Raw genomic sequence first — 24,709 nt, 5'->3', positions numbered from 1 at the left:
AACTTTGCTTTTGGATCTCTTAGCGAAGAGTAAGTTTTGCTTTCCGTTTTTTGGCAGTTCGATACCAGAAAAAGCCAATGATTGCAGCCATCAAATAAGGCATGACAAAGAGATACAAAATCCCGTTGTTGAGCCCTGCACCGATGGTTGTCTCTCCATTGCTTACGTTATTTTCAACAGAAGCGCGACACATGGCACATTGGGCCCAGGAAGAAACCTGGATTCCAAGAGTGAAAAAGACCAGGAGAAATAATTTTAATTTCATGGCAATCTATTTTGAACTGGATGGGTTGTAGATTTTTTCAACCCGGAATAACTCTTACTTCTGATTCTTAAATTCTACAAGAAGAAATATCTTCCTCAATGCGTGTAGTAAGGACTGATCATGAGGTACACGATCACCCCGGTCACAGACACATAAAACCAGATTGGATAGGCAAATTTAACCACTTTTCGATGCTTTTCACGCTGATCGGTATAGCCGTAGTAATACGCGAAAAGAATGGGAAACAAGGCTACCGCGGCAAAAACGATGTGTGTAATCAGCAGGAAGTAATAAATGCTACGAATTAACCCAACTCCTCCGAAACTAGTGCTTTCAGCAGCACTGTGATAAATCACATACGACACCAGAAAGATCGCTCCCAAGGCAAAAGCCACTGTCATCGTAGCTCCATGGTAGCTGTATTTTTTTTGTTTGATAAAAACCAAACCAAGAATCAAAGCAATTGAAGCAGCTGTGTTAATCACCGCATTCAAATGCGGAAGAAAATAAACCCAATCGCCAAGTGCTGTAATCTTTGTGGGCATGAACAGCAGGACCGCTACTGCCAAAGGAATCGCCACCGAAACTCCAATAATCCAATTCTTCACTTTTGCTTCATTCTGAAGCATCACTCTGCTATTTGTTGACATGCAATAAAACTTTTGTTTCTAACATCAATAAGTCTACATCCTCCCGATTTGTTCCGCTGTAGTACCCTCTTATTCTACCTAATTCATCCACAAGGATAAATTTATCAGTATGGACGAAATCATCCGGAACGCCATTCCCATCAATAGTGGGGATTACAAAACCACATCTTGCTAAACGATATGTTTCATCTTTAGGGCCTGAGAGAAAATGCCATTTCCCAGGAATAGCATTATGCTCTTCTGCATATTCCTTCAAAATCGCCGGAGTATCAAACTCCGGATCAATACTGATGGACATGATTTGAACATCAGGCTCATCACGAAACATGTCATTCACACGTTCCATTTCCTTGGACATCACTGGACAAATACTTGGACAGGAAGTGAAAAAGAAATCAACAATGGTGATTTTGCCTTCCATCTCAGATCGGCCAATTGACTTTCCTTCCTGATTGGTGAATGCAAACTCCGGAATGTAATGTTGAGTGGTATCAGTTACCGGACATTCCTGAAAGGGGTTTTCCACTCCATTTTGGAAAAAGATCGGAAGATCATATTCATTTTTTCCAAAACCTCTCAAAAACATAAATATCAAAACAGGAATCAACAAGATGCAAACCAGCACCATTCCCTGTAGTAATCTCAAACTTTTCATAGTAATTGCTTAACAAAAAAGCAGGTTGAAGTGATTCACCTCAACCTGCTTTTTTTATTTAATCTTTCAGTATTTACCAACGATACATGAAAATATCGGAGCCTTCCTTCATTAGTGCGATCACCAACCAAACCAAGAAGATCAAAGGAACAATAATGGAGTAAAACAAAGGCTTTACTTCATCACCCAAGTGCATGAATTCCATCATGATATACTTGGCTTTCCAAATGGTAAGAATGATGAAAAGAGCATAAAGGAGGATTCCTCTATCCATGGTGAATGCCATGATAAACTCAGCTACAGTGATAGCCAAAAGGATCCCGGCTGTCTTCCAGATTTTTTTTACCTTCTCTTCGTTGCGAGCCTCAACAACAAGTGTTGATTTATTTTCCTGAATTTCCATATTTCAAAGATTTTAACTGCTTAGATCAAATAGAACAACGTGAATACGAATACCCAAACCAAGTCTACAAAGTGCCAATAAAGGCCGATTTTTTCTACCATTTCGTAGTGACCTCTTTTGTCATAAACGCCAACTGCTGCCTGGTAAAAAACCAGGAATAGAAGAAAAACTCCTATGGTAACGTGAAATCCGTGGAATCCTGTAATGAAGAAAAAAAGCTGGGCAAAAGCCGCAGGTCCATATTCATTCACCATCAGATTAGCCCCAAATACAGTTTCTGTAACATTCTGACCTAGACCGTTGACATAAGTCAATACCGAACCTTCATCAGTACCATGAATGAAGTGTGACCATTCCCAAGCCTGGCAACCCAAAAAGGTAGCACCACCAAGAATTGTCCAAAGCATCCACTTAACAACATCATTTCTGTCATTTCTGTGGCCAGCTTCCACAGCCAAAACCATTGTAACCGAGCTTGAGATCAAAATGAAAGTCATGATTCCCACAAATACTAGAGGTGCGTGGATTCCATGAAGGAAAGGAACTGCTTCAAAAACCAATTCCGGTACAGGCCAATATTCATTGGAACCTACAAAGTCAGTGGCAGGGCCAGCATAAGCGGGATAGCTTACACGAATTGACAAATAGGTGATTAGAAATGCAGCAAAAGTGAAGATGTCGGAGAGCAGGAAAAACCACATCATGAGTTTTCCATAACTAGCCTTCATGGGTTCGATACCTCCACCCCAAACGCTTCTTTTTGAGCTTACTCCAATAGCAGTAGAATGCGCAGACATAATTTATTGATTTGTACCAGGTTTAATTTTAATGATTCAGAAGCAAAAACATAAAGAGATATATCCACAAGCCACCGAGAAAATGCCAATAAGTAGTTGCCATTTCCATGGTATTCATAGCTTGAGAATGAACCTTCAGCCTGAAGGTCGAAATTAATACAATAATCAGAAATATCACACCGCTAATCAGGTGAGCCGCGTGAAGACCAGTGAAAACGTATAGGAAAGATCCAGCTGGATTTCCAACAAAAAACACATCCCTATCCACCAAAGCAACCCAACTGTACCACTGACCAACCAAGAAGGCAATACCCAGGATAACTGTCATTACCATTCCAATTCTCAGATTCAAGAGGTTATCTTTTTTAGCAGAGATGTAGGCCCAATGAAGAAAAACAGAGCTTAGGACTACAATCCCGGAAGTGATCCAGAATATTTCAGGCAATTCATATTCAAGCCAATTTCCTTCAGCTTGTCTAACGATATAGGCACTGGTCAAAGCAGCAAATATCATGACCACTGTCACCAAGAAGAGCCACAAGGCGAATTTCTTGGGATGCATGCTAATTGGCTGCTCTACGATGTCAAGGTACTTCAGTTCTCTTTCCATGACTTAAGGCATTTTGTCTAGCAGATAGGCTATCTGCACAATAGGTAAGTATAGAAATGATCCAAACATAATTTTCAATGCTGACTTGCGGGAGCAATCTCTCATCAGTGAGAAAGTCTGCGCAAGAAACAATACCCCGCAAATAGTGGCAACAATGCCGGAATTCAACCCTGTCAATCCAAAATAACTCGGCAATAAACCCAATGGAAGAAGGAATAAAGTATAAATCATGATCTGAATCGCAGTATTCAAATCTTGCCCTCCACCACTTGGGAGTAATTTAAAACCGGCTCTTTTATAATCCTCATCACTTACCCAAGCAATCGCCCAGAAATGAGGAAACTGCCAGATAAATTGGATACCAAAGATGATCAAAGCCTCATAGGTAATTGAACCTGTGGCAGCAGTCCATCCCAATAAGGGAGGCATAGCACCAGGAATTGCACCAACAAAGACTGCTATTGGACCTACCCGCTTGAGAGGTGTGTACGCAAAAACGTACAAAACCATACTTAAAATCCCTAACCAGGTTGTCAGTGGATTTGTAAATATCCAAAGCAATGCAATTCCCGAAATGGCCACCAAGGATGTAAACCAATAAGCTTCCTGAAGGGAAATGATTTGAAGGGGAAGAGGTCTATTTTGAGTCCGCTTCATCAACTTATCCAGATCACGCTCCATGATCTCATTAGCAGCACCTGAAGCTCCAGAAATCAGAAAACCTCCAAGAGCCAATCCAAGAAATCCAGACCAGCCAAAGCTAATCCCTGTGTCACCAAGGATATAACCGAATACAGCAGAGAAGGTGACCAAGGCAGAAAGCCTAAGCTTGATAAGATCTGAATAAGCTTTGATCCGCTCACGGATCAAAGTTGATATCGAATGGTCAGTTACGTCAACTGTCCTCATTTTCAATTTGTGTTTAACTTAAACTGTACATGATCTTTAATCTGAAGAATCAGCATAAACTGGATTCCTAAAATCAAAGACCCAAGCAATAAGTGTATCGGCTGAAGAAAAGCCGGTATGCCAAAGTAAGCCATTCCAATTCCTGATGCGATTTCCAAAAGCAAAACGACCATCAACAGTTGAGACAAAAGCGTGAATTTTGATCTCCTAACTGAAAATTTGTATGCCCAAAAGAAATACAATAAGTGAATTCCAAGGAGAACCAAAGAGAAGGTCCGATGGATTAGAAATGTTAGCCCAACTCGATCCACCCACTCTTCCCTTAGAAGATTCCCAAGAGCAAAAGAAATTTGATCAATTTGCTCTCTTACCTGGGTACCCAGAACTACCTGAATCAACATCAGGAATGTTCCGATCATAAGAACCCACTGGATTTTTTGAGGAACATCCATTTTTACACCATGGCTTCCCTGTAATCTTTCACTGCGGTGGTTGATGTATAACAAAACCGCAACAAGAGCCAAAGCTAGCAACATGTGAAAGGTGATCATCCAAGCAAGCAAATTGGTAGAAACGACAATTGATCCAATCCAACCTGTAAATACCACCAGTACAAGTGAAACCAAAGAATTTATTGGAATCCATTTATCAATACTCCACAGTTTGAACGAACTCCAAACAGTCAGAAGGATAAGAAGACCAATAACAACCCCAATTAACCGATTGATATATTCAATCCATGTTTTGGTAGCATTGAATTCCTCTTCAACCAAAATGGACTTGTCGTTGGAAATTCGAGCAGCAGTTTCTTCAAAACCTAACTTTTCAAGGGTAGCTACAAACCGTTCGTTTTTAGCCAATCTTTTTTCAAGATAAATCTCCTGATAATTTTTTGGGAGCTGATCCACATTTGTAGGTGGAATCACACTCCCAAAACATTTTGGCCAATCGGGACAGCCCATTCCTGAGCCAGTGCTTCGCACAATCCCACCAACCAGAATAAGAAAATAAACAGCTACCACCGTAATCGAAGAAATCCGGCGGAAGCTGTTTATCGCATTATTAGTGCTTTGATTCATTAGCTACCAAAACCTCTGACTCCTCTTTCATGATTTCCATTTCAAGTTTCACGAGCTCTTGCTCATGAGGAAGGTTAGACTCAGGGGTCTGAGAAAGAGGTACTGTCTGAGGGATGAAATCCTCTGGAGCACCTGGCTTTGAATAATCATATGGCCATCTGTAAACTGTAGGAATTTCACCTGGCCAGTTACCATGTCCTGGGTGTAATGGAGTAGTCCATTCCAAAGTATTTGATCTCCAAGGATTAAGAGATGCTTTTCTTCCTCTGTACATACTGTAGAAGAAGTTGAACAAGAAGATAAACTGCGCAGCAAAGGTGATGATAGCCGCCACAGATACAAACATGTTCAAATCAGTATACATTTCGGTAAAGCTGAAGTTAGTCCAGGAATAATATCTTCTTGGGAATCCTGCAATACCGATATAGTGCATCGGGAAGAACACCAAGTAAACTCCGGTAAACGTCAACCAGAAATGAATGTACCCCAATCGAGGATCCATCATTCTACCAAACATTTTAGGGAACCAGTGATATACCCCTGCCACCAATCCAAAGAAGGAAGCGGAACCCATTACCAAGTGGAAGTGGGCCACTACGAAGTAGGTATCATGCAATTGGATATCAATAGCAGAGTTACCTAAGAAAATACCCGTCAAACCTCCAGAGATAAAGAAAGACACCAAGCCGATGGAAAACAGCATCGCAGGTGTGAAGATCAAATTACCTCTCCAAAGCGTGGTCAAATAGTTGAAGACTTTCACTGCAGAAGGAACGGCAATGATCAAAGTCAAGAACATAAAGATAGAACCCAAGAAAGGATTCATACCAGACACAAACATGTGGTGAGCCCAAACGATGAAGGAAAGGATTGTAATCCCTAACATGGAAATAATCATCGCCTTATAACCGAAAATAGGCTTTCTTGAATTTGTTGCAATTACTTCAGAAGTAATACCCAAAGCAGGCAACAAAACGATATAAACTTCAGGGTGTCCTAAGAACCAGAATAAGTGCTGAAACAACACCGGGCTTCCTCCTGTATTAGGAAGGGCTTCACCACCAACGTAGATATCTGCCAAGTAGAACGAAGTTCCAAAGCTTCTGTCAAATACAAGCAACAACGCTGCGGCGAACAATACTGGGAACGAAAGCAACCCGATAACAGCAGTTAGGAAAAACGCCCAAATTGTCAGAGGAAGTCTGGAAAAAGACATTCCTTTTGTTCTAAGGTTGATTACAGTAGTGATGTAGTTGATACCTCCTAATAGAGACGAGGCGATAAACAGGGTCATTGCCACCAACCACAAAGTCATACCTAAACCAGAACCAGGAATAGCTTGCTCTAGGGCAGAAAGTGGAGGATAAACTACCCAACCACCACCGGCAGGACCTGTTTTAATAAACAAAGAGATAAACATAATCACACTTGAACCAAAGAAGAACCAGTATGAAAGCATGTTCATAAAGCCGGAAGCCATATCTCGGGCTCCGATTTGAAGAGGAATCAGGAAGTTTGAGAATGTCCCACTTAATCCGGCAGTCAATACAAAGAATACCATGATAGTTCCGTGCATTGTTACTAAGGCCAAATAGAAAGTTGGATCCAGTTTACCAGACTCATCAATCCAACCACCCAACAAAGGCCGGAGGAATTCCAGATTCATATCCGGGAAACCCAGCTGTAATCTGAAAAGAATGGAAAGGAAACCACCAATTAATGCCCAGAAAATCCCGGTAATCAAAAATTGCTTACCGATCATCTTGTGATCCTGGGTGAAGATATACTTCGTTATAAAATTATCATGATGCTCATGATCGTGATGATCGTGAACTGCTGCGTCATGATGTGCGACAGATGCTGTAGCCATAACCTATAATTTTATTTTTTACTTTCGCTCAATTGAATTTCTGCCAGTTCTTTCATTTCAGCAGGCAGGTTTTCTGCCAAAGCAGGATTTTGCTGAATAAAAGATTTCTGTTCCGCCAACCACTTTTGGTATGCCTCAGGCTCTACCACCTCTATCACCTTCTTCATTGAGAAGTGCCCACGCCCACAGATTTCTGTACAAGCGATTTCATATTCAAATTCAGGATCATTTAATTCTGCTCTCATTTCTGCCGTTGTTTTAGTAGGAACAAACCAGAAACGAGTAGGCATACCAGGAACGGCATCCATTTTAAGTCTCATGTGTGGTGCAAACACTGAATGCAATACATCACGGGCTCTGATTTTGAACAACACCGGCTCACCTTTAGGGATTACTACCTTAGGAGAAGGGAAATCATCGATCGCATTCTTATCAGTAAAGTCAACACCATGGGAATTTGAAGCTGTGATTAGACGATAATCATAATCTCCTAGAACATTGTCTTTGCCGGGATATCTAACTTCCCAAGCAAATTGGTAACCCATGATTTCCACCACATGAGCTTTCTCAGGAGCAGGAGCAGTGATATCTGACCAAGCCATCCAACCGGAAATAACCAAACCTGCAAGAACCACACCCGGAACGGCTGTCCAGATTATTTCCAGTTTGTTATTGTCGGGATAGAAGGTCGCTTTTCTATCTTCCTTGTACTGATACTTGTAAGGGAAAATGAATAGCAATATGTGGGTAATTAGGAAGACAACACCTGTTACTGCCATTGTGATCCAGAACAATTGGTCCGTAATAACACCATGTTCAGACGCAACAGGCATCTGGTAATTGTCAAATTCTTTAATTGAATACCAGAACATCAAAATACCGGTACCCAAAAGGAACAGGACAAATAGAATTGCATTGACCTTGTTACTTCCAGTTGCTACTTTGTTGTCTGAACCCTTTACAACAGAAACCAAGGTTTGAATTCTGTATACCATCCAAATGATGGAAAACAACAGAAGAACCCCTACTCCAATCAGAAATCCGTACATATCTTAGTTTTTTCGGATAATTAATTAAATGTGATGATTATAGCTTTCTACAAGCATTGGATGATTCTTAGCAATCAGGTTTTTCTTCGCCAAACCACTTAACACCACCAACGCCACCGCGGAACCATATACTAGGAACATTCCAACCTCCATAAATCCAATCCCTCCATTGTGTCCAAGGGTACCTGGTTGAACCATCAGGAAGAAATCAATCCAGTGACCAACCAAAAGAATGCTACAAACTAATTTGAGAAAGATGCCGTGTCTTTTTGCATCCCTTGTCATTAGAACCAAGAAAGGAAGGAAGAAGTTTAAGCCGATGTTTACGAAAATGAACGGCCCATACACGTCACTTGTCAGTCTCTCAACAAAATAAACTGTTTCTTCAGGTATGTTGGCATAATAGATCAAAAGGAACTGGGAAAACCACAGGTAAGTCCAGAAAATGGAGAAGCCAAATACAAACTTTCCAAGATCATGGATATGGTTTTGATTGATCATTTCCAGATAACCTCTTCCTTTAAGGAATATGGTCAAAAGTGTAATGGCTGATAAACCTGACACAAACCAAGATGCAAATACATACCATCCAAAGAGTGTAGAGAACCAGTGCGTATCAATTGACATTACCCAATCCCAAGCAGAAATCGAAGATGAAACTGCAAAGAATACAAGAAAGTAAGCAGCCCAACTTCTCATTTTAAACCAGTGAGAAGTCCCTCCCAATTGATCTTCCTGATCACTGATTTTCTTAAACTTATTAAAGAAGAATACCCAGAAACCGAAGAAAATGATCATTCTGGCAACATAGAATACAGGGAATGTACCCTTTTCCATAGGCCAGTAGAAAAACGCTCCTTTACCATCTATGATACTGTCATACTGCGGATCATTTTTATCAAAAAGGTAAGAATGAGTCCAATGGAACAGGTCATGATTTGCAAGGAAGAAAGTGCCAATCATTAGCACTGCAGCAATTGGCAACCAGTTACCAAAAGAAAGCATAACTCTGATCAAAGGTGCAGACCACCCGGCCTGAGCAGCAAACTGAATTGCAAAGAAGAAAACCCCAACGATCGCAATACCTGTAAAGAAGACATTGTTGATCCAAAGGTTGGCATAAAGTCTCTCATACCAATGAAAAGCATGTCCTCCTGCTTCTCCAGCTTCTTCATGACCACCTCCGGTCATAGCCAGAACAATTCCAATCCCTAAAAGGATGGCACCAATGACCAATACGGTCATGATAGACTTCTTGGTAGCAGCGGTAAAATCAAATCGCTGCTCCAAATTATAGTGATGTTCGCCGTGATGAGCCATGATTAGTTAGCTGGGGTTGCTTGTGCTACCGCGGTAGAGTCCGTAGCAGGTGCCGGAGTGGCAGCTGCAGCCTTACCTTGAATAACTTGTTTAACATAGTGAACGATTTTCCATCTGCTCTCTGCAGGGATCTGAGAACCGTGAGCTCCCATTCGACCTTTGCCTTTAGTAATTACATGGAAAATATGACCTTCAGGAAGGTTAATATATGCCCCACCAGTCAAGTTGGCCACACCTCCGATTACCTCACCGGCTTTACCATCACCCTGACCACCTTTTCCATGACAAGCATTGCAATATTGCAGGTACAGTGCTTCACCTTGCTTCAATATCTCTTCCGAAGATTCCAAAGGGTTCTTAACCAAGGCAGCTTGTTCTAACTCAAATGCCTTAAGTCTGTAAGGAAGATATCCTTGTTTATTTCGAGGCACAGTATTTTCAACCGGCTCTCTCATATTCATACTGTGAGGATTGTTAATGTTGGAATTAAAAAACTCACCTTTTCCATCTTCCCTGCTTGAAAGCCACATTCCCTGGCTTTCGTCTTTAATTTGGGAAAGAGGCTCATATGCTACAGAGTTATACATCTGAGGCGCATACTCTCGCCCCGGATTTTCTCCTCCGGCCTTGCAACCAGCCAGTAAGGATACGGCCAGTACTGAACCCGTGAAAATTAATGCTTTAGCACTTTTCATATATCCGGAATTTCTTATTCGAAACTTTTCTTATTAATCTCAGTAGCACCGGAAGATTTAAGAATTTCTTTAATCTTCTCTACCTCCAAGGAACTGTTGTTTGCAATATCAATTGCCATAATGTGCTTGTCGTCAGTTGCTCTCAAGTCAAAAATTCTAGGCTGAGCCCAAGGCTTCAAATTAGAACTGATCATGAAAACACCAACCATACCGAACGCCGCCAAAAGGACAGTCATTTCGAAAGAAACCGGAATGAAATCAGGAAAGGCGGCATAATCTTTACCACCGATAATCATTGGCCAGTCAAAGCGCATCATATAAAACTGCATGGTCAAAGCCAAGCTTGTTCCCAGCATTCCAAAAAGGAATGCGGCAATTGGAAGGCGAGATCTCTTGTAACCAAGGACATGCTCCAATCCATGAACAGGATATGGAGAATATACTTCGTGGATTTTCACACCACTGCCTCTTACTTTTTCAACTGCATGGAGCAATACGTCCTCATCGTCGTACACTCCCAGAATAAAATGTGTATCTCTTTCCATGATTATTTGTGGACTTTTTCAGATGAAGACTTCAATACTGATTTCACTTCAGCCATGTTGATCACAGGGAAGAACTTCGCAAACAAGAAGAACAAGGTGAAGAACAATCCAAACGTGAACAAGTAAACTCCAACATCAGCCCAAGTTGGGTAAAACATCGCCCAAGAAGACGGTAGGTAATCTCTGTGAAGTGAAGTAACGATAATTACAAATCGCTCGAACCACATTCCGATATTCACCACAATTGACAAAGCAAAAGTAGCGGCAATTGAAGTTCTGATCTTTTTGAACCAGAAAAGTTGTGGAGAGATAACGTTACAAGTCATCATTGACCAATAAGCCCACCAGTAAGGTCCAGTAGCACGGTTGATAAAGGCATACTGTTCAGCTTCTACTCCGGAATACCACGCGATGAAGAACTCGGTAATATAAGCGATACCTACAATCGAACCGGTAATAATGATTACGATATTCATTAATTCGATGTGCCCGATAGTAATGTAATCCTCAAGTTTGTAAACCTTTCTGGTAACAATCATCAAAGTCAATACCATCGCAAAACCGGAGAAAATCGCACCGGCAACGAAGTATGGAGGGAAGATGGTGGTATGCCATCCCGGAATTACTGACGTAGCAAAGTCAAAGGATACGATCGTGTGAACAGAAAGTACAAGAGGAGTAGCCAAACCGGCAAGAATCAAGGAAACTGATTCATAACGCATCCAAGTTTTTGCTGCGCCATCCCATCCAAATGAAAGGGCTCCGTAAATTGTCTTTCTTAACCCTGTAGCTCTATCTCTAATCGTTGCAAAATCTGGAATCAAACCGATGTACCAGAAAACCAATGAAACGGAGAAATAAGTAGAAATCGCAAAAACGTCCCAAAGAAGTGGAGAGTTAAAGTTAACCCAAAGCGAACCGAAAGTATTTGGAAGTGGTAGTGCCCAATATGCACCTAACCAAGGACGGCCCATGTGAATAACCGGGAACATCGCGGCACAGATTACAGCGAAAATAGTCATCGCTTCGGCTGCACGGTTGATGGATGTTCTCCACTTTTGTCTAAAGAGCAACAATACTGCTGAAATCAGAGTACCGGCGTGACCAATACCAACCCACCACACGAAGTTGGTGATGTCCCAAGCCCAACCTACAGTTTTGTTGAGTCCCCACATACCAATCCCATTCCAGAGAGTTGATAAAAGGGCAATTGATCCTAAAGCCAATACACCGGCAGCGGTAAGAAAAGCCAGAAACCAAAGCTTGGTTGCCTTGCCTTCTACCTGACGTGCCACATCGTGGGTAACGTCATGGTAGGTCTTACCTCCGGTAACTAAGGGCTGGCGTACGGATGAAGTAACCTGCATAGATTATAAAATTATGATTACGCTTCGTTTTTCTCTTTATTTCTGATTTTGGTAAAGTACCAAACGTTAGGGCTAACGTTGATCTCTTCCAACACATGGTAAGCTCGCTCTTCGCCAACTTCTTTCAAGGCTGAAGTACTTTCTTCAATCTTCAAAAGCTGAGAAACTTTGCTGTTTGGATCATTCATATCTCCGAATACCAACGCATCCGTAGGACAAGCCACAGCACAGGCAACATTTACCTCTCCATCCTGAATCTTTCTCTTTTCACGCTTGGCAGTCAACTTACCTGCTTGGATACGCTGAACGCACATGGAGCATTTTTCAATTACCCCTCGGGAGCGAACTGTTACATCAGGATTCAATACCATCTTACCCATGTCATCGTTTTGAGCGATGTTCACACCGGCAAAGTCTTTATTATCATGGTATTTAAACCAGTTGAATCGACGTACTTTATACGGACAGTTGTTGGCACAATATCTAGTACCCACACATCTGTTGTAAGTCATTTGGTTAAGACCTTCAGAAGAGTGCGTAGTTGCAGCAACCGGGCAAACCGTCTCACAAGGAGCGTTGTTACAGTGCTGACACATCATTGGCTGGAAGGTAACTTCCGGATTTTCTGAGGCTACTTCCAAGCCTGACAAATCATCAGCCGCAGCATCGGAAGAATAGTAACGATCTATTCTGATCCAGGCCATTTCTCTTCTATTGAGAACTTCCTGCTTGCCTACTACCGCTACGTTATTTTCAACCTGACAGGCAACGGTACAAGCACCGCATCCAATACAGGAATTCATGTCAATCGCAAGTCCCCAGTGGTGCTGGCTGTATTTATGCCCACTCCACAATGAAATCTTGGATGGCTTTACAAATTCTCCGTCTTTATATATCTCAGGCTTGTAACGACCAGCAGATGCATCAGTCTTATATTCAGCCAAAGTCGCTTCCTGGATTACGTTTTCACGGCCCATGAAAGTTTGGTGAGTCTGAGTGCGGGCAATTTTATAAGTATCTGCAGTGACCGCCACTTCAACTCCAGAGGTGATATCAAAATTCACAAAACCCTTAGTCGCATCTAGCAAATCGTAGGCATTTACCCCTACTCCATTTGCCACGCGTCCGGCTTTAGTTCTACCATAGCCGAGAGCTAAACCAAAAGTTCCATTTGCCTGACCTGGTTGCACCAAAATCGGAACAATCAGTGACTTACCATTTACAGTGATTTGAGCCTTTCTGGTGTTCTCTTCTACCATGGCAACTCCATTGTCGGTAGCCCATTTTTGAGAAACAGTCAGATAATTGTCCCAAGTTGCTTTGGTAATAGGATCTGGCATTTCCTGAAGCCAAGGAATATTGGCAAAAGCGCCACTTCCAATTCCAACTTTGGAATAGATTACGAGTTCAACTCCTGCATTGTCAGCTTTATAGGCTTTTGCGACCTCCGCAGCAGCTGATGTTGCATCACCAATTGGAGCTACCGGAGTTGGCAGGTTTTCAAGTGTAACTACACCGTTGAACAAAGCTCTATCCCAGAATTCCTGGAAAGGAACACCATTACCTGCAATTGGATATAGCGTAGCATTCCAATTCGCAACCAAATAATCGTAATAATTCGTTGCTGAACCAGACCAAGCCAGGAAGGAATCCTGAGCCTGACGGGTTTTAAACAAAGGTGAGATCGTAGGCTGAGCTAGGGAATATTGCCCTTTCTTGGGCTGATAATCATTCCAAGATTCCAGGAAGTGATGATCAGGAGCAACGATTTGCACCAAGGAAGAAGTCTCGTCAAGAGTCCCGTTAGTGGAGATACTTACTTTCGCTTTGGCAATACCTTCAGCGATTTCTGCACCGCGGGCATGGTCATATACCGGATTACAGTTGTAGAAAATAACAGCTCCAACTTGACCACCTTTCAGTTCGGTTACAAACTGATTCATTCTGGCATCATTGCCTTTTCTAAAGTAGACTGGAGTAGAGAAGTCAACCGTGGCCCCATTATTTGCAAGCAACTCATTGATTGCATAGATAACGATCTGAACGTTTGGATCATTTGATCCTGAAACAACCAAAGAAGCTCCTTTTGAAGCCCAAAGGTCATTTGCTGCTTTGTCAAGATTGGCAATCTCTACTTTCGGAGCCGCTACAGTTGCTACTCCTGCCTTACCTGCAAGTGCATTATAAAGTGCCAACACAGCCAAACCGCTCTGGGAAGGTTTGATTGGAGTTCTATAATCAGCATTTGCTCCCGTCAAAGAAAGGTTGGATTCAAACTGATAATGTCTGGACATTTCAGCCTTTTCCTTACTGATTTTTCTTGTTTTAGCGTAAGCGGCAGCAAATTCAATCGGAGAAATCCAGGTACCTAAAAAGTCGGCGCCGAATGAAACAATTGTTTTTGCCTTATCGAAATGATACGAAGGAATAACTGCAGAACCATAAAAAGATTCAGCAGCTTTGGAAATTCCATAGTTGGAAATCGGATCGTAAGTAATCACTTCCACACCACCAAATGCGGCACCAAAGTCCTGGATTGCTTTTTCGGTTGTAGGGGAAAGGATTGTATTAGCGACGATTTTAATTGTACCTGCAGAAGCAAGTTTAGCTTTCACCTGATCATCAACTGCTTTCCATTCAGCAGCTGCTCCTCCGATCATTGGTCCAGCCAGCCTTTGCTTATCGTAAAGGGAAAGCACTGAAGCTTCCACGATAGCATTGACTTTACCTTTATTAATAGGAGAAAGGTCATTTCCATCAATTTTGATTGGACGACCCTCTCTGGTTTTTACTACTACAGCGGCATAATCACCACCTGAAGCAAAAGTAGAAGCGTAGTAGTTAGGGATGGATGGATTGATATCCACCGGCTTATTCACGTAAGGGATGGCTTTTCTTACAGGGGCCTCGCAGGCAGCCAAAGTAGCTGCAGCCAAGCTGAAACCCATCACTTTGAGAAAATCTCTTCGGGAAGCACCGCCTTCATCATTAAGTGAAGATGGAAGTTCAGCAAACTCCCTGTCGGCATGCTTTACAAACTCCGGATCGTTGCTGAGTTGCTCGAGCCCTTTCCAGTAGGTTTTTTTATTTTCCTTCATTTTTATTTCTAGGAATGAATTAGCAGATAGGATAAGGAATTAATAATGGCATTTCGCGCACTCCAGACCACCGATGTCTTTTACTTTCAAAGCATCTTTGGAGGAAGAGTGAAGCTGAACCAGCTTATCGTAATAGGCATTGCCTTCAGTTGCAACTTCAGTTTGTCTATGGCAATCAATACACCATCCCATGGTCAAAGTGCTATGCTGACCTACCACTTCCATTTCCTGAATAGGACCATGGCATGTCTGACATTCAATGCCACCCACAGCTACGTGCTGGGCGTGATTGAAATAAGCCAAATCCGGAAGGTTGTGAACTCTCACCCATTCGATTGGTTGATTGTTGTCCACTGCATTGTAGATTTTCTGGATTTCAGGTGAGATCCCTTCTTTTCCACCCACATTTTGAATGTGTGTGTGGCAGTTCATACAAATGTTCGCAGAAGGAATGTTTGCCGATTTACCGATTTCAACACCTGTGTGGCAATACTGACAAGCGATTTCATACTGACCAGCGTGAAGCGCATGAGAGAATGCAATAGGCTGAGCTGGAGCATATCCTTGCTGAACACCTACTGAGTATAACCCATCAATGGCTGTTTTGGCCACAAGAGCCACTACTAGGGCTGTCACTATTATAATAAAGGCGTCGCTTTTGAAAACCTTTGAAAAATCAGATTTCTGAGAAACAAATTCTTTGTCTTCTTCAGATAAGTTTTGCTTGTTGATGTATTTGGTCAATACTGAGATAATCAAGCCCAATACCACCAAAATCAAAAGAAGAACGAGAACCAAAACACCCAGGATAATGGTCAGGTATTCGCTTGGAATCCCACCACCTGCTCCACCTGCTGCTACTTCTCCACCTGCGGTAGCCGCAGCTGCTGCTGGATCCACTTTGTCTCCATATTCAATGTAAGCAAGAAGATTGTTGAGATCATCGTCAGACAAAAATTCGTGGGAGGGCATTTGAAGATTAGCATATTCCTTATAAAGGTTTGTATAATATGAATCTCCAGAAGCGATGACCGCAGTAGAGTTTTTAATAAAGCTTTTTACAAGATCAATGGTTTGGCGATCTGTGGCACCACGCAATGCAGGTCCAGTATACTTCTGGTCCAGTTTGTGACATTGTTTACAGTTTGCATTGAAGACAGTCTTACCTGCTGCAATCGCTTCTTCACTGCTTGCCACCGTTGGATCCGCAGCATAAGCCGTAGCACCAATCAGCATGAAAAACAGCACTGCCAGCGTCTGGAAACTCAATCGAATCCCTACTAACGAGCGTTTGAATAACATATTATAGCTAATTAAATAGTTTTAAAGGTTCTCTTTTAACCCCTGCAAAGGTAGTATCCGACGCTAATTTTTCAAACAAGAATACCAAAGCCTTTAATTTGCAAAAGATGTAATAAATTTTCCCTTATCTGCTTGATTTTCAGTTTTTTGACTTGTTTTTTTTCACTGATATTTTATTTAGAATTTATATAAATAAGAGTTTTTTTGATCCAATTTCGTACACCCCTGATTATCAATACCTGATCATAAAAAAGCGTTTTGGAGCTCATCAAATTTGGCTATGCTTTCCAACATCAAAGAGGATTTTCGAAAGGCTGAATTTGGACAAGACGAGATTCTTCCTACATTTGCATTCCGAAATCAAATGGTCGCGTGGCCGAGTGGCTAGGCAGAGGTCTGCAAAACCTTGTACAGCGGTTCGAATCCGCTCGCGACCTCTTCAATAGCATCTACGAAAGTGGATGCTTTTTTCTTTTTGTCCCTTTCTGCACATCTAAAGAATAGGAAGCACTTATTCAAAAACTTAAAAAAAGACCCAACAAAAAACGCCGACTTTTCAGCCGGCGTTTCCTATTGAAATTTCAAATCTCAGATCTGAAATTACTTTTTACCCTCCATTTTTTCCTTCAACTCAGCCAGTGCATCGATGTCACCAAAGGTTGACTTCTCAGCCTGAGCAGGCATTTCAACGGACTCTTCTTTCTTCTTTCCGCCTGCTGCTGGAGCGGCTGCTTTCTTGGCAGCTTTCGCTTCTTCTTTGAAAGTTGCAGTGTGAGAAAGTACTATTCTCTTGTCATCTTTGGAGAACTCAGTTACTTTGAAATCCAAAGAATCACCAACTTCTACCTGAGTACCGTCTTCTTTCTCCAAGTTCTTCACAGTAGCGAAACCTTCCAAACCGTAAGGAAGCTCTAGAACAGCTCCTTTGTCGTTCTTAGAGTTTACAGTACACTTATGAACTGATCCTACAGGGAATACAGTTTCGAAAGTATCCCAAGGGTTTTCTTCCAACTGCTTGTGGCCAAGGGCCAATCTTCTGTTTTCTACGTCAAGTTCAAGAACTGCTACGTCAAGCTCGTCACCAACTTTTACAAACTCAGATGGATGCTTAATCTTCTTAGTCCAAGAAAGGTCAGATACGTGAACCAAGCCGTCGATACCTTCTTCCAATTCAAGGAATAGGCCGAAGTTGGTCAAGTTTCTTACCACTCCTTTGTGCTTGCTGCCTACTTTATACTTAGTAGACATGTCGCCTTTAGTCCATGGATCTTCGGTCAATTGCTTGATTCCCAAAGACATTTTTCTTTCGTCCTTATCCAAAGTCAAGACAACAGCTTCGATTTCGTCTCCTACTTTCACGAAGTCAGCAGGATTTCTCAAATGCTGAGACCAGCTCATTTCAGAAACGTGAATCAACCCTTCTACGCCTGGAGCCAGTTCAAGGAATGCTCCGTAGTCAGCTACGTTAACAATCTTACCTTGTACTCTGGAACCGATTTCAAGGCTTGAAGCCAAAGAATCCCAAGGATGAGAAGTCAACTGCTTCATACCCAAAGAAATTCTTCTCTTGTCATCATCAAAGTCAAGAACAACAACCTGAACCTTCTGGTCAAGCTGCAATACTTCTTCCGGATGATTGATACGTCCCCAAGAAATATCGGTAATGTGTAGTAGACCATCTACACCACCCAAGTCGATGAATACACCGAAGTTGGTCATGTTCTTGATCACACCTTCCAATACCTGACCTTTTTCCAGGTTGTTGAGGATTTCTGCTTTTTGCTTCTCCAAATCCTTTTCGATAAGGACCTTGTGAGAAACTACTACGTTATCATTTGCGTGGTTGATTTTCACCACTTTCACTTCCATCTTCTTACCTACATAGATATCAAAATCTCTGATAGGCTTCACGTCGATTTGAGAACCTGGCAAGAATGCTTCTACTCCGTAGATATCTACGATTAGACCACCTTTGGTTCTTCTCTTCACAAGACCTTCGATCACGCTGTCATTTTCAAGAGCGCTCTCGATATCCTGCCAAGCACGTACGATTTTGGCTTTCTTACGGGAAAGGATCAACTGACCCAAAGCATTTTCCTGCTCTTCGATGAATACCTCAACTTCGTCACCTGGCTTGATGCCAGCTACGTCACGGAATTCAGAAAGCGGCACAAGACCGTCAGATTTGAACCCGATGTTGATGATTACATCCTTGTCGTTTACTCCTACTACCACACCTTTGATCACTTCTTTTTCAGTGATTTCGTTCAATGTGCCGGTGTACATGGCTTCCATCTGAGCTCTTTGCTCTTTGGTGTAGCCTTCTCCGAAACCTTTGGTGTCGAACGCTTCCCAGTTAAATTCTTTTGTACTAGACATATAAAATTGACTCTGATTAGCCTCAGTTCTAGAGTCGTCGAACTGAAGTTTTTTGGTTAGAAATCAGCGTTTTGAACTCTCAAAACACCCCGCTCACCCGAACGGACTGCAAAGGTATTGATTTTCTCCTATTTCCAGAAAAGTTGATGAAAAATTCAGGAAGGAAACAAGCTTAGAAACTCATTGGATTGGTTTTATATCAGATTCCGCCTAAAATTGATTCCGATTTTATAATAAAAGAAAAGCCCCGGATCGCTCCGAGGCTTGCAAGCAAAGAGTTAAAGGATAATTTTCGAACCCAAAAATAAGCATAATTCCGGATGATCAAGTTCTTCCAGTGGATTTATACCATTTATTCAGGCCTGTTATTCATCGCCTTGATGTTGGTTTTCGGATTATTCATTTTGATTCCTTTGCTGATCAGTCAGCGAGGTGATAAAATCTCTTTCTTTTTCATCCGGCTTTGGGGAGGAATCTGGGCAGCACTTTCAGGGATCAGATTTGAAGTATATGGCAAAGAACTTATTGACCGAAGCAAACCCTACATCTACATTTTCAATCACCGTTCTTTTATCGATGCCCCAGTTATCCCTATGGTCATTCCCCAGGAAGTCAGAGTGATTGGGAAAAAAGAACTTTCCAAAATTCCCATCTTCGGGACAATAACCGGACGGCTCGCGGTCTGGGTAGACCGAAGTAATGCCGAATCCAGAAGGATCAGTCTTCAAAAGCTGATCAAACATCTGAACCAGGGGATTTCCGTGGTAGTTGCTCCTGAGGGAACCCGAAATGACACCCAAGCCACACTTTTGCCTTTCCAAAAGGGAGCATTTCGGCTTTCGGTAGAGACAGGAATCCCCATCCTTCCTATGGCCGTGATCGGTGCAGACAAAATCATGAAACGGGGATCAATTCTCCTTACTCCTGGCACAGTGAGTGTTTATTTTTCGGAACCAGTTTTACCTCCGAATCCTTCAGAGACAGCAGTTGGAGATTATTCGGAAAAGTGCCGGAATCGTCTTGAAGCTATGATTCTGACTCATGAGTAGTCGCAGGACCAGACGGCTCACTTGCAAAAACTTCCCGAGTCAATTCTTCAAAAACCACATAGTTCACAAAAAAGGTCATTGGTAGGGTAATAACCAACGCCATACCGAAGGTGATCAAGGTGGCAAGGTTCATAGCAATCAGAATTAGCACCAAAACAAAAAACTTCCACCAGTTCCGGGTTACTAGCTTTCGGCTTAGCTCCATGGAAGTCCAAAAGTCAAATCCTCCAAACATTCCCATCAGCACTGAAAAAAAGTAACCAACAGCGAGATACACCCCAGGTGCCACCAATGCAAACACTCCGAGAACGATCAAAACCTGGGCAATTAACCAGATGGTAAAGGTCAGCCAGAAGTATTGAAAGCCTCCAAAATAATCAGAGTAGGACACTGGCAGCCCTAAACTGATTTTATTAGCTACCAAATAAAATCCAGAATACAGAGGAGGAGCTATCAATAAACTGTATAGCAGCACGTATTCCTTCAAATACAACACAAAACTCGCTTGAACTGTCAGCACCAAAAACATGAAACTCACATGCAGTAAAGCCTGGGATTTGAAAATTTCCCAGGCTTTTACAAATGCAGATTTGATGTCAAAATCTACCTCTGATTCCAGCAATTGCTGCAGTTTTTCAGGATTCATTGGTTTTACTTAGTAAATGCCTCCAGAATATCATGCTTGGTGATGATATGAATGTTGTTTTGGGGGTCTCGGACCAAAACGGCTTTATCTTTTTCCACCATTGAGGAAAGTACATCCAAGGTGGAATCCAGTGCAACAAACTTCATGGATCCTTCCATCACCTCTGCCACATTTCCGTCTTTCAACCCCGGATTTTCGATGATTTTGGACAACAACTTATTGTCTGTCAAGCTTCCTACCACCTCATCCCCTTCCATTACCGGGATCTGGGATACACTTTTTCCGTTCATTAGTTCAATCGCCTCTTTTACTGAATCTGTCTTTTTCACTGAAAGCAAGTGGTAGCTTCCGCTACGTTGTGTAATGATATCCCGTGCCGTTGAGAAGGTTTTATCTTCGAGAAAACCATGATTTCTCATCCATTCGTCATTGTATACTTTGCCCAAATAGCGAGTTCCATGATCTGGCAAAATAATAACCATCACATCCCCCTCCTTCAGGTTATCCTTTGCCCATTCCAATGCGCCATGCACTGCGGATCCGCATGACCAGCCTACAAAAAGTCCTTCCTCTCGAGCCAAACGTCGGGTCATCACAGCAGCATCCTTATCAGTTACTTTGATGAAGTGGTCAATTAGGCTGAAGTCAACATTTTTTGGCAAGATATCCTCTCCAATACCTTCAGTGAGGTAGGGATAGATTTCCTTCTCGTCAAAAATGCCGGTCTCCTTATATTTTTTGAATACTGACCCATAAGTATCAATACCCACGGTGACAATATTCGGATTTTGCTCCTTTAGGAATTTTGCTGTTCCGCACATCGATCCACCTGTCCCCACACCTGCGGCATAGTGCGTAATTCTACCTTCGGTATCCTTCCAGATTTCCGGCCCGGTGGTCTCATAATGAGCCAAAGCATTAGAAAGATTGTCGTATTGGTTGGGGTAAAAAGAATTCGGAATGTCGCGGTTGAGTTTTCTTGCTACGGAGTAGTAAGATCTCGGGTCATCCGGAGTCACATTGGTAGGGCAGACCACTACTTCGGCACCTACTGCTCTTAGGATGTCAATTTTTTCCTTGGACTGTTTATCCGCCATGGTAAAAATACACTTGTAACCTTTAGCCACAGCTGCAAGCGCAAGTCCCATTCCGGTATTGCCACTGGTACCTTCGATGATGGTTCCTCCAGGCTTCAGGATTCCTGCTTTTTCGGCATCCTCCACCATTTTAATCGCCATCCGGTCTTTCATGGAGTTTCCGGGGTTAAAATATTCCACCTTCACCAGGACTTCTCCTTTGAGGTGCTTTGCGATCTTGTTAAGGCGAATCATCGGAGTATTCCCGATGGTGTCGATGATGGAGTTGTAAATCATGCTCAGTTACATTTGGATGGATCAAAATTAGGGGAATTTCTTCGCACTCAGCGAATGGAAGGATAATTAACCAAATAATATTTTGTGATTAATTCACCTTCCACTCGAACTGGAAACAATGACTGAACCTCTTCTTACATTTCCTTAAACTCCAGACGTTTCAACACGTCCAGCGTGACGTGAATAAGTATCGCCGCCACGAAACTCATCATTAAAACTCCCGCAAATAAACCCCAAACAAATTGGTCCGAAAATGCAAACACAAGAATGCTTAAAATCAAGGCCGGAATAATCCCAAAGAGAAAAATGCCTCCAATCATGATTGGCTTAATCAAGAATCTATCCCAACTCTCCTCCAGCGCAATCTGAGGAATCAAATTAATGGCAAATCCAGTCAGGTAAGACACCACCATCCCAACTAAAAACAATGGAATCAACCCTAAACTGGCATGAGCCAAAAAGACAGATGGCACTATCAAAACCGTTGCAAAAAGCAACGTCTGCACAAGGTCAAGCTTGATCATATTCCAGAATTTAGCTGACCAGCTTGCAGGCACAAGGATAAACCAAGGCTTTTTCAGATCCCCAATATTTGCTCGCCCAATCCCAGCCAGGAAGTAAAAACCCAGCATAAAAAGTAGGTAGAAATAAAGAACCTTATGGGAAAACCAGTCAAAATTAGAAAGCCCGGCAAATACAATCCCCAAACCAGCCAAGCCCATGGAATAAACTCCAAAAAGCGGATGAAAATCCTGCCGACTGCTATGCACATAATTTCTCCAATAGAAAGCCTTTGCCCCAAGCCCGAAATCAGGCAAGGCCAGTTGCTTTTTCGCATTTAGACTATAGGTGTCCTCGGTTATTTCCTGAGTACCCCGAGCTTTTTCCAGTTTGTCTTCATTGGTCTTGGTGGCCTCAAGCACATCTTCGTAATAATACCCCGCAAACTGGATGACCAATTTCACCACCGCGAAATAGGTTACCCCATATAGCCCTATAAAACAAACTGCAAGGATCAGATTTTCATGCGTGATATAACCTAAGATTCCACGACTCCAACCAACGATTGGAAACAGATCAAACCAAGGTGAAGCAATCCATGAAAACATTCCTTGCCAGAACTTTTCAGCCATGAATCCGGGAATCAACACCATCAAACCTAGGGCTATCCCTAAGCCGACGGTTCCTACTCGGATGTATTCCATAACCCCATACTTGGTATGAAGCGTATAGATCAAAAAACGAATCGGGAAAATCATAAAAAAGAACAAAGCGAATCCCAATATGAGAAAAACCGCATTGGCAAAAGTCAACTGAAACTGATCGGCCAGTTGACTGGCTCCGTAAATCATAAACAAAATAGATCCACCCAAAGCAGGTAGAATAGACCTCGCCATGTAGTAAAGCAACAGGTTTTCAGGCTTGACCGGTGCGGTAAACAGCAGATTTACGTCTGCCATTTTGAAAAAACTCACGTTGTTTTTGGTCGCCCTATAAAGTTGAAACACCAAAAAAGCCAACGCAAGAATCGTTGCTCCACCGACTAAATTTTGTATCGCAAAATCCACATCAGCTACTTCACCTACATTTACCCCTTCCAGTTCAGATCCCAAATCTCGGCTCTTGGTGCGTTGGGAATAGATGAAGGTGAAATACCCTACCAAAACCGCATAAGGAATCAATCGAAGCGGGTTTTTAAGAATTAGCTTGATATTGTTGATCAGGAGGAACAGGTCTTTCCTAAACAATAGCCTGAACTCATTCATCTTTGGTCATTTCTAAAAACAGATCCTCCAGCGAGGAACCCTGTCCCTGAAGGGCTTGCTGTTTGAGATTGAAAATGGTGTCATTTCCGATGATTCGCCCATCTTTGAGAATCATTACCCGGTCTGCGATGAGCTCCACACTATCGATGAGGTGGGTGCTGACCAGGATTGTTTTCCCTGCCTCTTTCAACTGCTTAAACACCTGCTTGGTATTTTTAATGGCTTTGGGATCCAATCCAATCATTGGTTCGTCAAAAAACAGCAATTGTGGATCCGGAAGCAAAGCGCAGCAAATCGACACTTTTTGCCTCATTCCTTTGGAAAGGTCTCTGCCCAGTTTGTTTTGCTTATCATCCAGTTCAAAAAGTTCCAGAAGTTCCTTGGCTTTGACCTGCCACTCTGTGACCCCATACGCCTGGGCAATAAACTGCATGTGTTCTTTGACTGTAAGCAAATCATATACATAAGGAGTCTCAGGAATGTAACTGAAAAACCGCTTGGCTTCCACACTCAAGTGATCGTATCCGCCAATGGTGACCTCTCCGGAGGTTTTTCGAAGCAGTCCCACAATGCACTTCATCGTGGTACTTTTTCCGGCGCCGTTTGGTCCGAGCAGACCAACTACCTCTCCCCCTTCGAGTTGGAAAGAAATATCATCGACAGCGTTCTGCTTGCCGTACTTTTTAATAAGGTTCGTTACCGTGAGCATGAAAAATTCATTTTGCGATTTTGCCTAAAATTCCCAGGTTGTCCTAATTCGCAATGGAACAATGAGGAAAAATGTCCATAATCGATGCCGCCAACCTTTTTCGGGTGAAGGTTTTGAGAAAATAACAAAACCCTAAAACTTCAACTCAAAGATCGAACTCAGGTTTTCAAGTC

General features: G+C 42.3%; 22 protein-coding genes and 1 tRNA gene. 2 read left to right on the top strand and 21 right to left on the bottom strand.

Annotation, left to right across the window (positions count from 1 at the left end; genetic code table 11):
- Nucleotides 1-19 precede the first annotated feature (19 nt).
- The 16 genes from D0X99_RS05875 to D0X99_RS05800 form a co-directional block, all read right to left on the bottom strand.
- Nucleotides 20-265: a hypothetical protein gene (locus D0X99_RS05875; protein WP_119476712.1), complete on the bottom strand. Its 246-nt coding sequence runs from the start codon at nucleotides 263-265 to the stop codon at nucleotides 20-22.
- A 95-nt stretch (nucleotides 266-360) separates the two neighbouring features.
- Nucleotides 361-915, bottom strand: a complete 555-nt coding sequence (locus tag D0X99_RS05870; RefSeq protein ID WP_119476711.1) for a DUF420 domain-containing protein — start codon at nucleotides 913-915, stop codon at nucleotides 361-363.
- On the bottom strand, nucleotides 902-1,570 hold the full coding sequence (locus D0X99_RS05865) for an SCO family protein (protein WP_119476710.1): 669 nt from the start codon (nucleotides 1,568-1,570) through the stop codon (nucleotides 902-904). The genes D0X99_RS05870 and D0X99_RS05865 overlap by 14 nt, the downstream gene beginning before the upstream one ends.
- Before the next feature lie 73 nt (nucleotides 1,571-1,643).
- Nucleotides 1,644-1,973: a cytochrome C oxidase subunit IV family protein gene (locus D0X99_RS05860; protein WP_119476709.1), complete on the bottom strand. Its 330-nt coding sequence runs from the start codon at nucleotides 1,971-1,973 to the stop codon at nucleotides 1,644-1,646.
- Nucleotides 1,974-1,993: 20 nt separating this feature from the next.
- A complete protein-coding gene (locus D0X99_RS05855; RefSeq protein ID WP_119476708.1) occupies nucleotides 1,994-2,770 on the bottom strand; it encodes a cytochrome c oxidase subunit 3 in 777 nt (258 codons plus the stop codon).
- Between the two features lie 28 nt (nucleotides 2,771-2,798).
- On the bottom strand, nucleotides 2,799-3,380 hold the full coding sequence (locus D0X99_RS05850) for a cytochrome c oxidase subunit 3 (protein WP_119476707.1): 582 nt from the start codon (nucleotides 3,378-3,380) through the stop codon (nucleotides 2,799-2,801).
- Nucleotides 3,381-3,383: 3 nt separating this feature from the next.
- A complete protein-coding gene (cyoE, locus tag D0X99_RS05845; protein ID WP_119476706.1) occupies nucleotides 3,384-4,289 on the bottom strand; it encodes a heme o synthase in 906 nt (301 codons plus the stop codon).
- Nucleotides 4,290-4,291: 2 nt separating this feature from the next.
- A complete protein-coding gene (locus D0X99_RS05840) occupies nucleotides 4,292-5,368 on the bottom strand; it encodes a COX15/CtaA family protein (RefSeq protein ID WP_119476705.1) in 1,077 nt (358 codons plus the stop codon).
- Entirely contained in the window at nucleotides 5,352-7,238 is a 1,887-nt protein-coding gene (locus D0X99_RS05835; protein WP_119476704.1) for a cytochrome c oxidase subunit I, read from the bottom strand. The genes D0X99_RS05840 and D0X99_RS05835 overlap by 17 nt, the downstream gene beginning before the upstream one ends.
- Before the next feature lie 11 nt (nucleotides 7,239-7,249).
- Nucleotides 7,250-8,287, bottom strand: a complete 1,038-nt coding sequence (locus D0X99_RS05830; RefSeq protein WP_119476703.1) for a cytochrome c oxidase subunit II — start codon at nucleotides 8,285-8,287, stop codon at nucleotides 7,250-7,252.
- A 24-nt stretch (nucleotides 8,288-8,311) separates the two neighbouring features.
- A complete protein-coding gene (locus D0X99_RS05825) occupies nucleotides 8,312-9,607 on the bottom strand; it encodes a quinol:cytochrome C oxidoreductase (RefSeq protein WP_119476702.1) in 1,296 nt (431 codons plus the stop codon).
- A 2-nt stretch (nucleotides 9,608-9,609) separates the two neighbouring features.
- A complete protein-coding gene (locus tag D0X99_RS05820; protein ID WP_119476701.1) occupies nucleotides 9,610-10,302 on the bottom strand; it encodes a c-type cytochrome in 693 nt (230 codons plus the stop codon).
- A 14-nt stretch (nucleotides 10,303-10,316) separates the two neighbouring features.
- Nucleotides 10,317-10,847 carry a DUF3341 domain-containing protein gene (locus D0X99_RS05815; protein ID WP_119476700.1) on the bottom strand — a complete coding sequence of 177 codons (531 nt, stop codon included), beginning with the start codon at nucleotides 10,845-10,847 and terminating at the stop codon, nucleotides 10,317-10,319.
- A 2-nt stretch (nucleotides 10,848-10,849) separates the two neighbouring features.
- Complete coding sequence (nrfD, locus tag D0X99_RS05810) at nucleotides 10,850-12,214, bottom strand: NrfD/PsrC family molybdoenzyme membrane anchor subunit (RefSeq protein ID WP_119476699.1); 1,365 nt, start codon at nucleotides 12,212-12,214, stop codon at nucleotides 10,850-10,852.
- A gap of 17 nt (nucleotides 12,215-12,231) precedes the next feature.
- A complete protein-coding gene (locus D0X99_RS05805; protein WP_119476698.1) occupies nucleotides 12,232-15,312 on the bottom strand; it encodes a TAT-variant-translocated molybdopterin oxidoreductase in 3,081 nt (1,026 codons plus the stop codon).
- A 39-nt stretch (nucleotides 15,313-15,351) separates the two neighbouring features.
- Nucleotides 15,352-16,614 carry a c-type cytochrome gene (locus D0X99_RS05800; protein WP_119476697.1) on the bottom strand — a complete coding sequence of 421 codons (1,263 nt, stop codon included), beginning with the start codon at nucleotides 16,612-16,614 and terminating at the stop codon, nucleotides 15,352-15,354.
- Nucleotides 16,615-16,980: 366 nt separating this feature from the next.
- Here D0X99_RS05800 and D0X99_RS05795 point away from each other — a divergent pair.
- Nucleotides 16,981-17,051, top strand: a tRNA-Cys gene (locus D0X99_RS05795).
- A 163-nt stretch (nucleotides 17,052-17,214) separates the two neighbouring features.
- On the opposite strand, the gene rpsA is transcribed toward D0X99_RS05795, so the two are convergent.
- The gene (rpsA, locus tag D0X99_RS05790; RefSeq protein ID WP_119476696.1) at nucleotides 17,215-18,993 is read right to left on the bottom strand and encodes a 30S ribosomal protein S1; all 1,779 of its coding nucleotides are present in this window, start codon (nucleotides 18,991-18,993) and stop codon (nucleotides 17,215-17,217) included.
- 320 nt (nucleotides 18,994-19,313) lie between these two features.
- On the opposite strand from rpsA, the gene D0X99_RS05785 reads away from it, so the two are divergent.
- Nucleotides 19,314-20,042, top strand: coding sequence for a lysophospholipid acyltransferase family protein (locus D0X99_RS05785; protein ID WP_317133425.1), 729 nt, complete (start codon nucleotides 19,314-19,316; stop codon nucleotides 20,040-20,042).
- On the opposite strand, the gene D0X99_RS05780 is transcribed toward D0X99_RS05785, so the two are convergent.
- From D0X99_RS05780 to D0X99_RS05765, 4 genes are all read right to left on the bottom strand, one after another.
- Nucleotides 20,020-20,688 carry a DUF2189 domain-containing protein gene (locus tag D0X99_RS05780; RefSeq protein WP_119476695.1) on the bottom strand — a complete coding sequence of 223 codons (669 nt, stop codon included), beginning with the start codon at nucleotides 20,686-20,688 and terminating at the stop codon, nucleotides 20,020-20,022. The two genes, D0X99_RS05785 and D0X99_RS05780, sit on opposite strands and share 23 nt — an antisense overlap.
- 5 nt (nucleotides 20,689-20,693) lie before the next feature.
- Nucleotides 20,694-22,061, bottom strand: a complete 1,368-nt coding sequence (locus tag D0X99_RS05775) for a cystathionine beta-synthase (protein ID WP_119476694.1) — start codon at nucleotides 22,059-22,061, stop codon at nucleotides 20,694-20,696.
- 134 nt (nucleotides 22,062-22,195) lie between these two features.
- Nucleotides 22,196-23,827, bottom strand: coding sequence for a putative ABC exporter domain-containing protein (locus D0X99_RS05770; protein WP_119476693.1), 1,632 nt, complete (start codon nucleotides 23,825-23,827; stop codon nucleotides 22,196-22,198).
- Entirely contained in the window at nucleotides 23,820-24,536 is a 717-nt protein-coding gene (locus D0X99_RS05765) for an ABC transporter ATP-binding protein (protein WP_119476692.1), read from the bottom strand. Before D0X99_RS05765 ends, D0X99_RS05770 begins: the two co-directional genes overlap by 8 nt.
- Between the last annotated feature and the right edge of the window lie 173 nt (nucleotides 24,537-24,709).

Origin of the sequence: Algoriphagus lacus (genome assembly GCF_003583985.1) — a bacterium.
GTDB classification, from domain to species: domain Bacteria; phylum Bacteroidota; class Bacteroidia; order Cytophagales; family Cyclobacteriaceae; genus Algoriphagus; species Algoriphagus lacus.
Note: the sequence above shows the minus strand (reverse complement) of the source record. Positions and strands in the feature narration are given on the sequence as shown.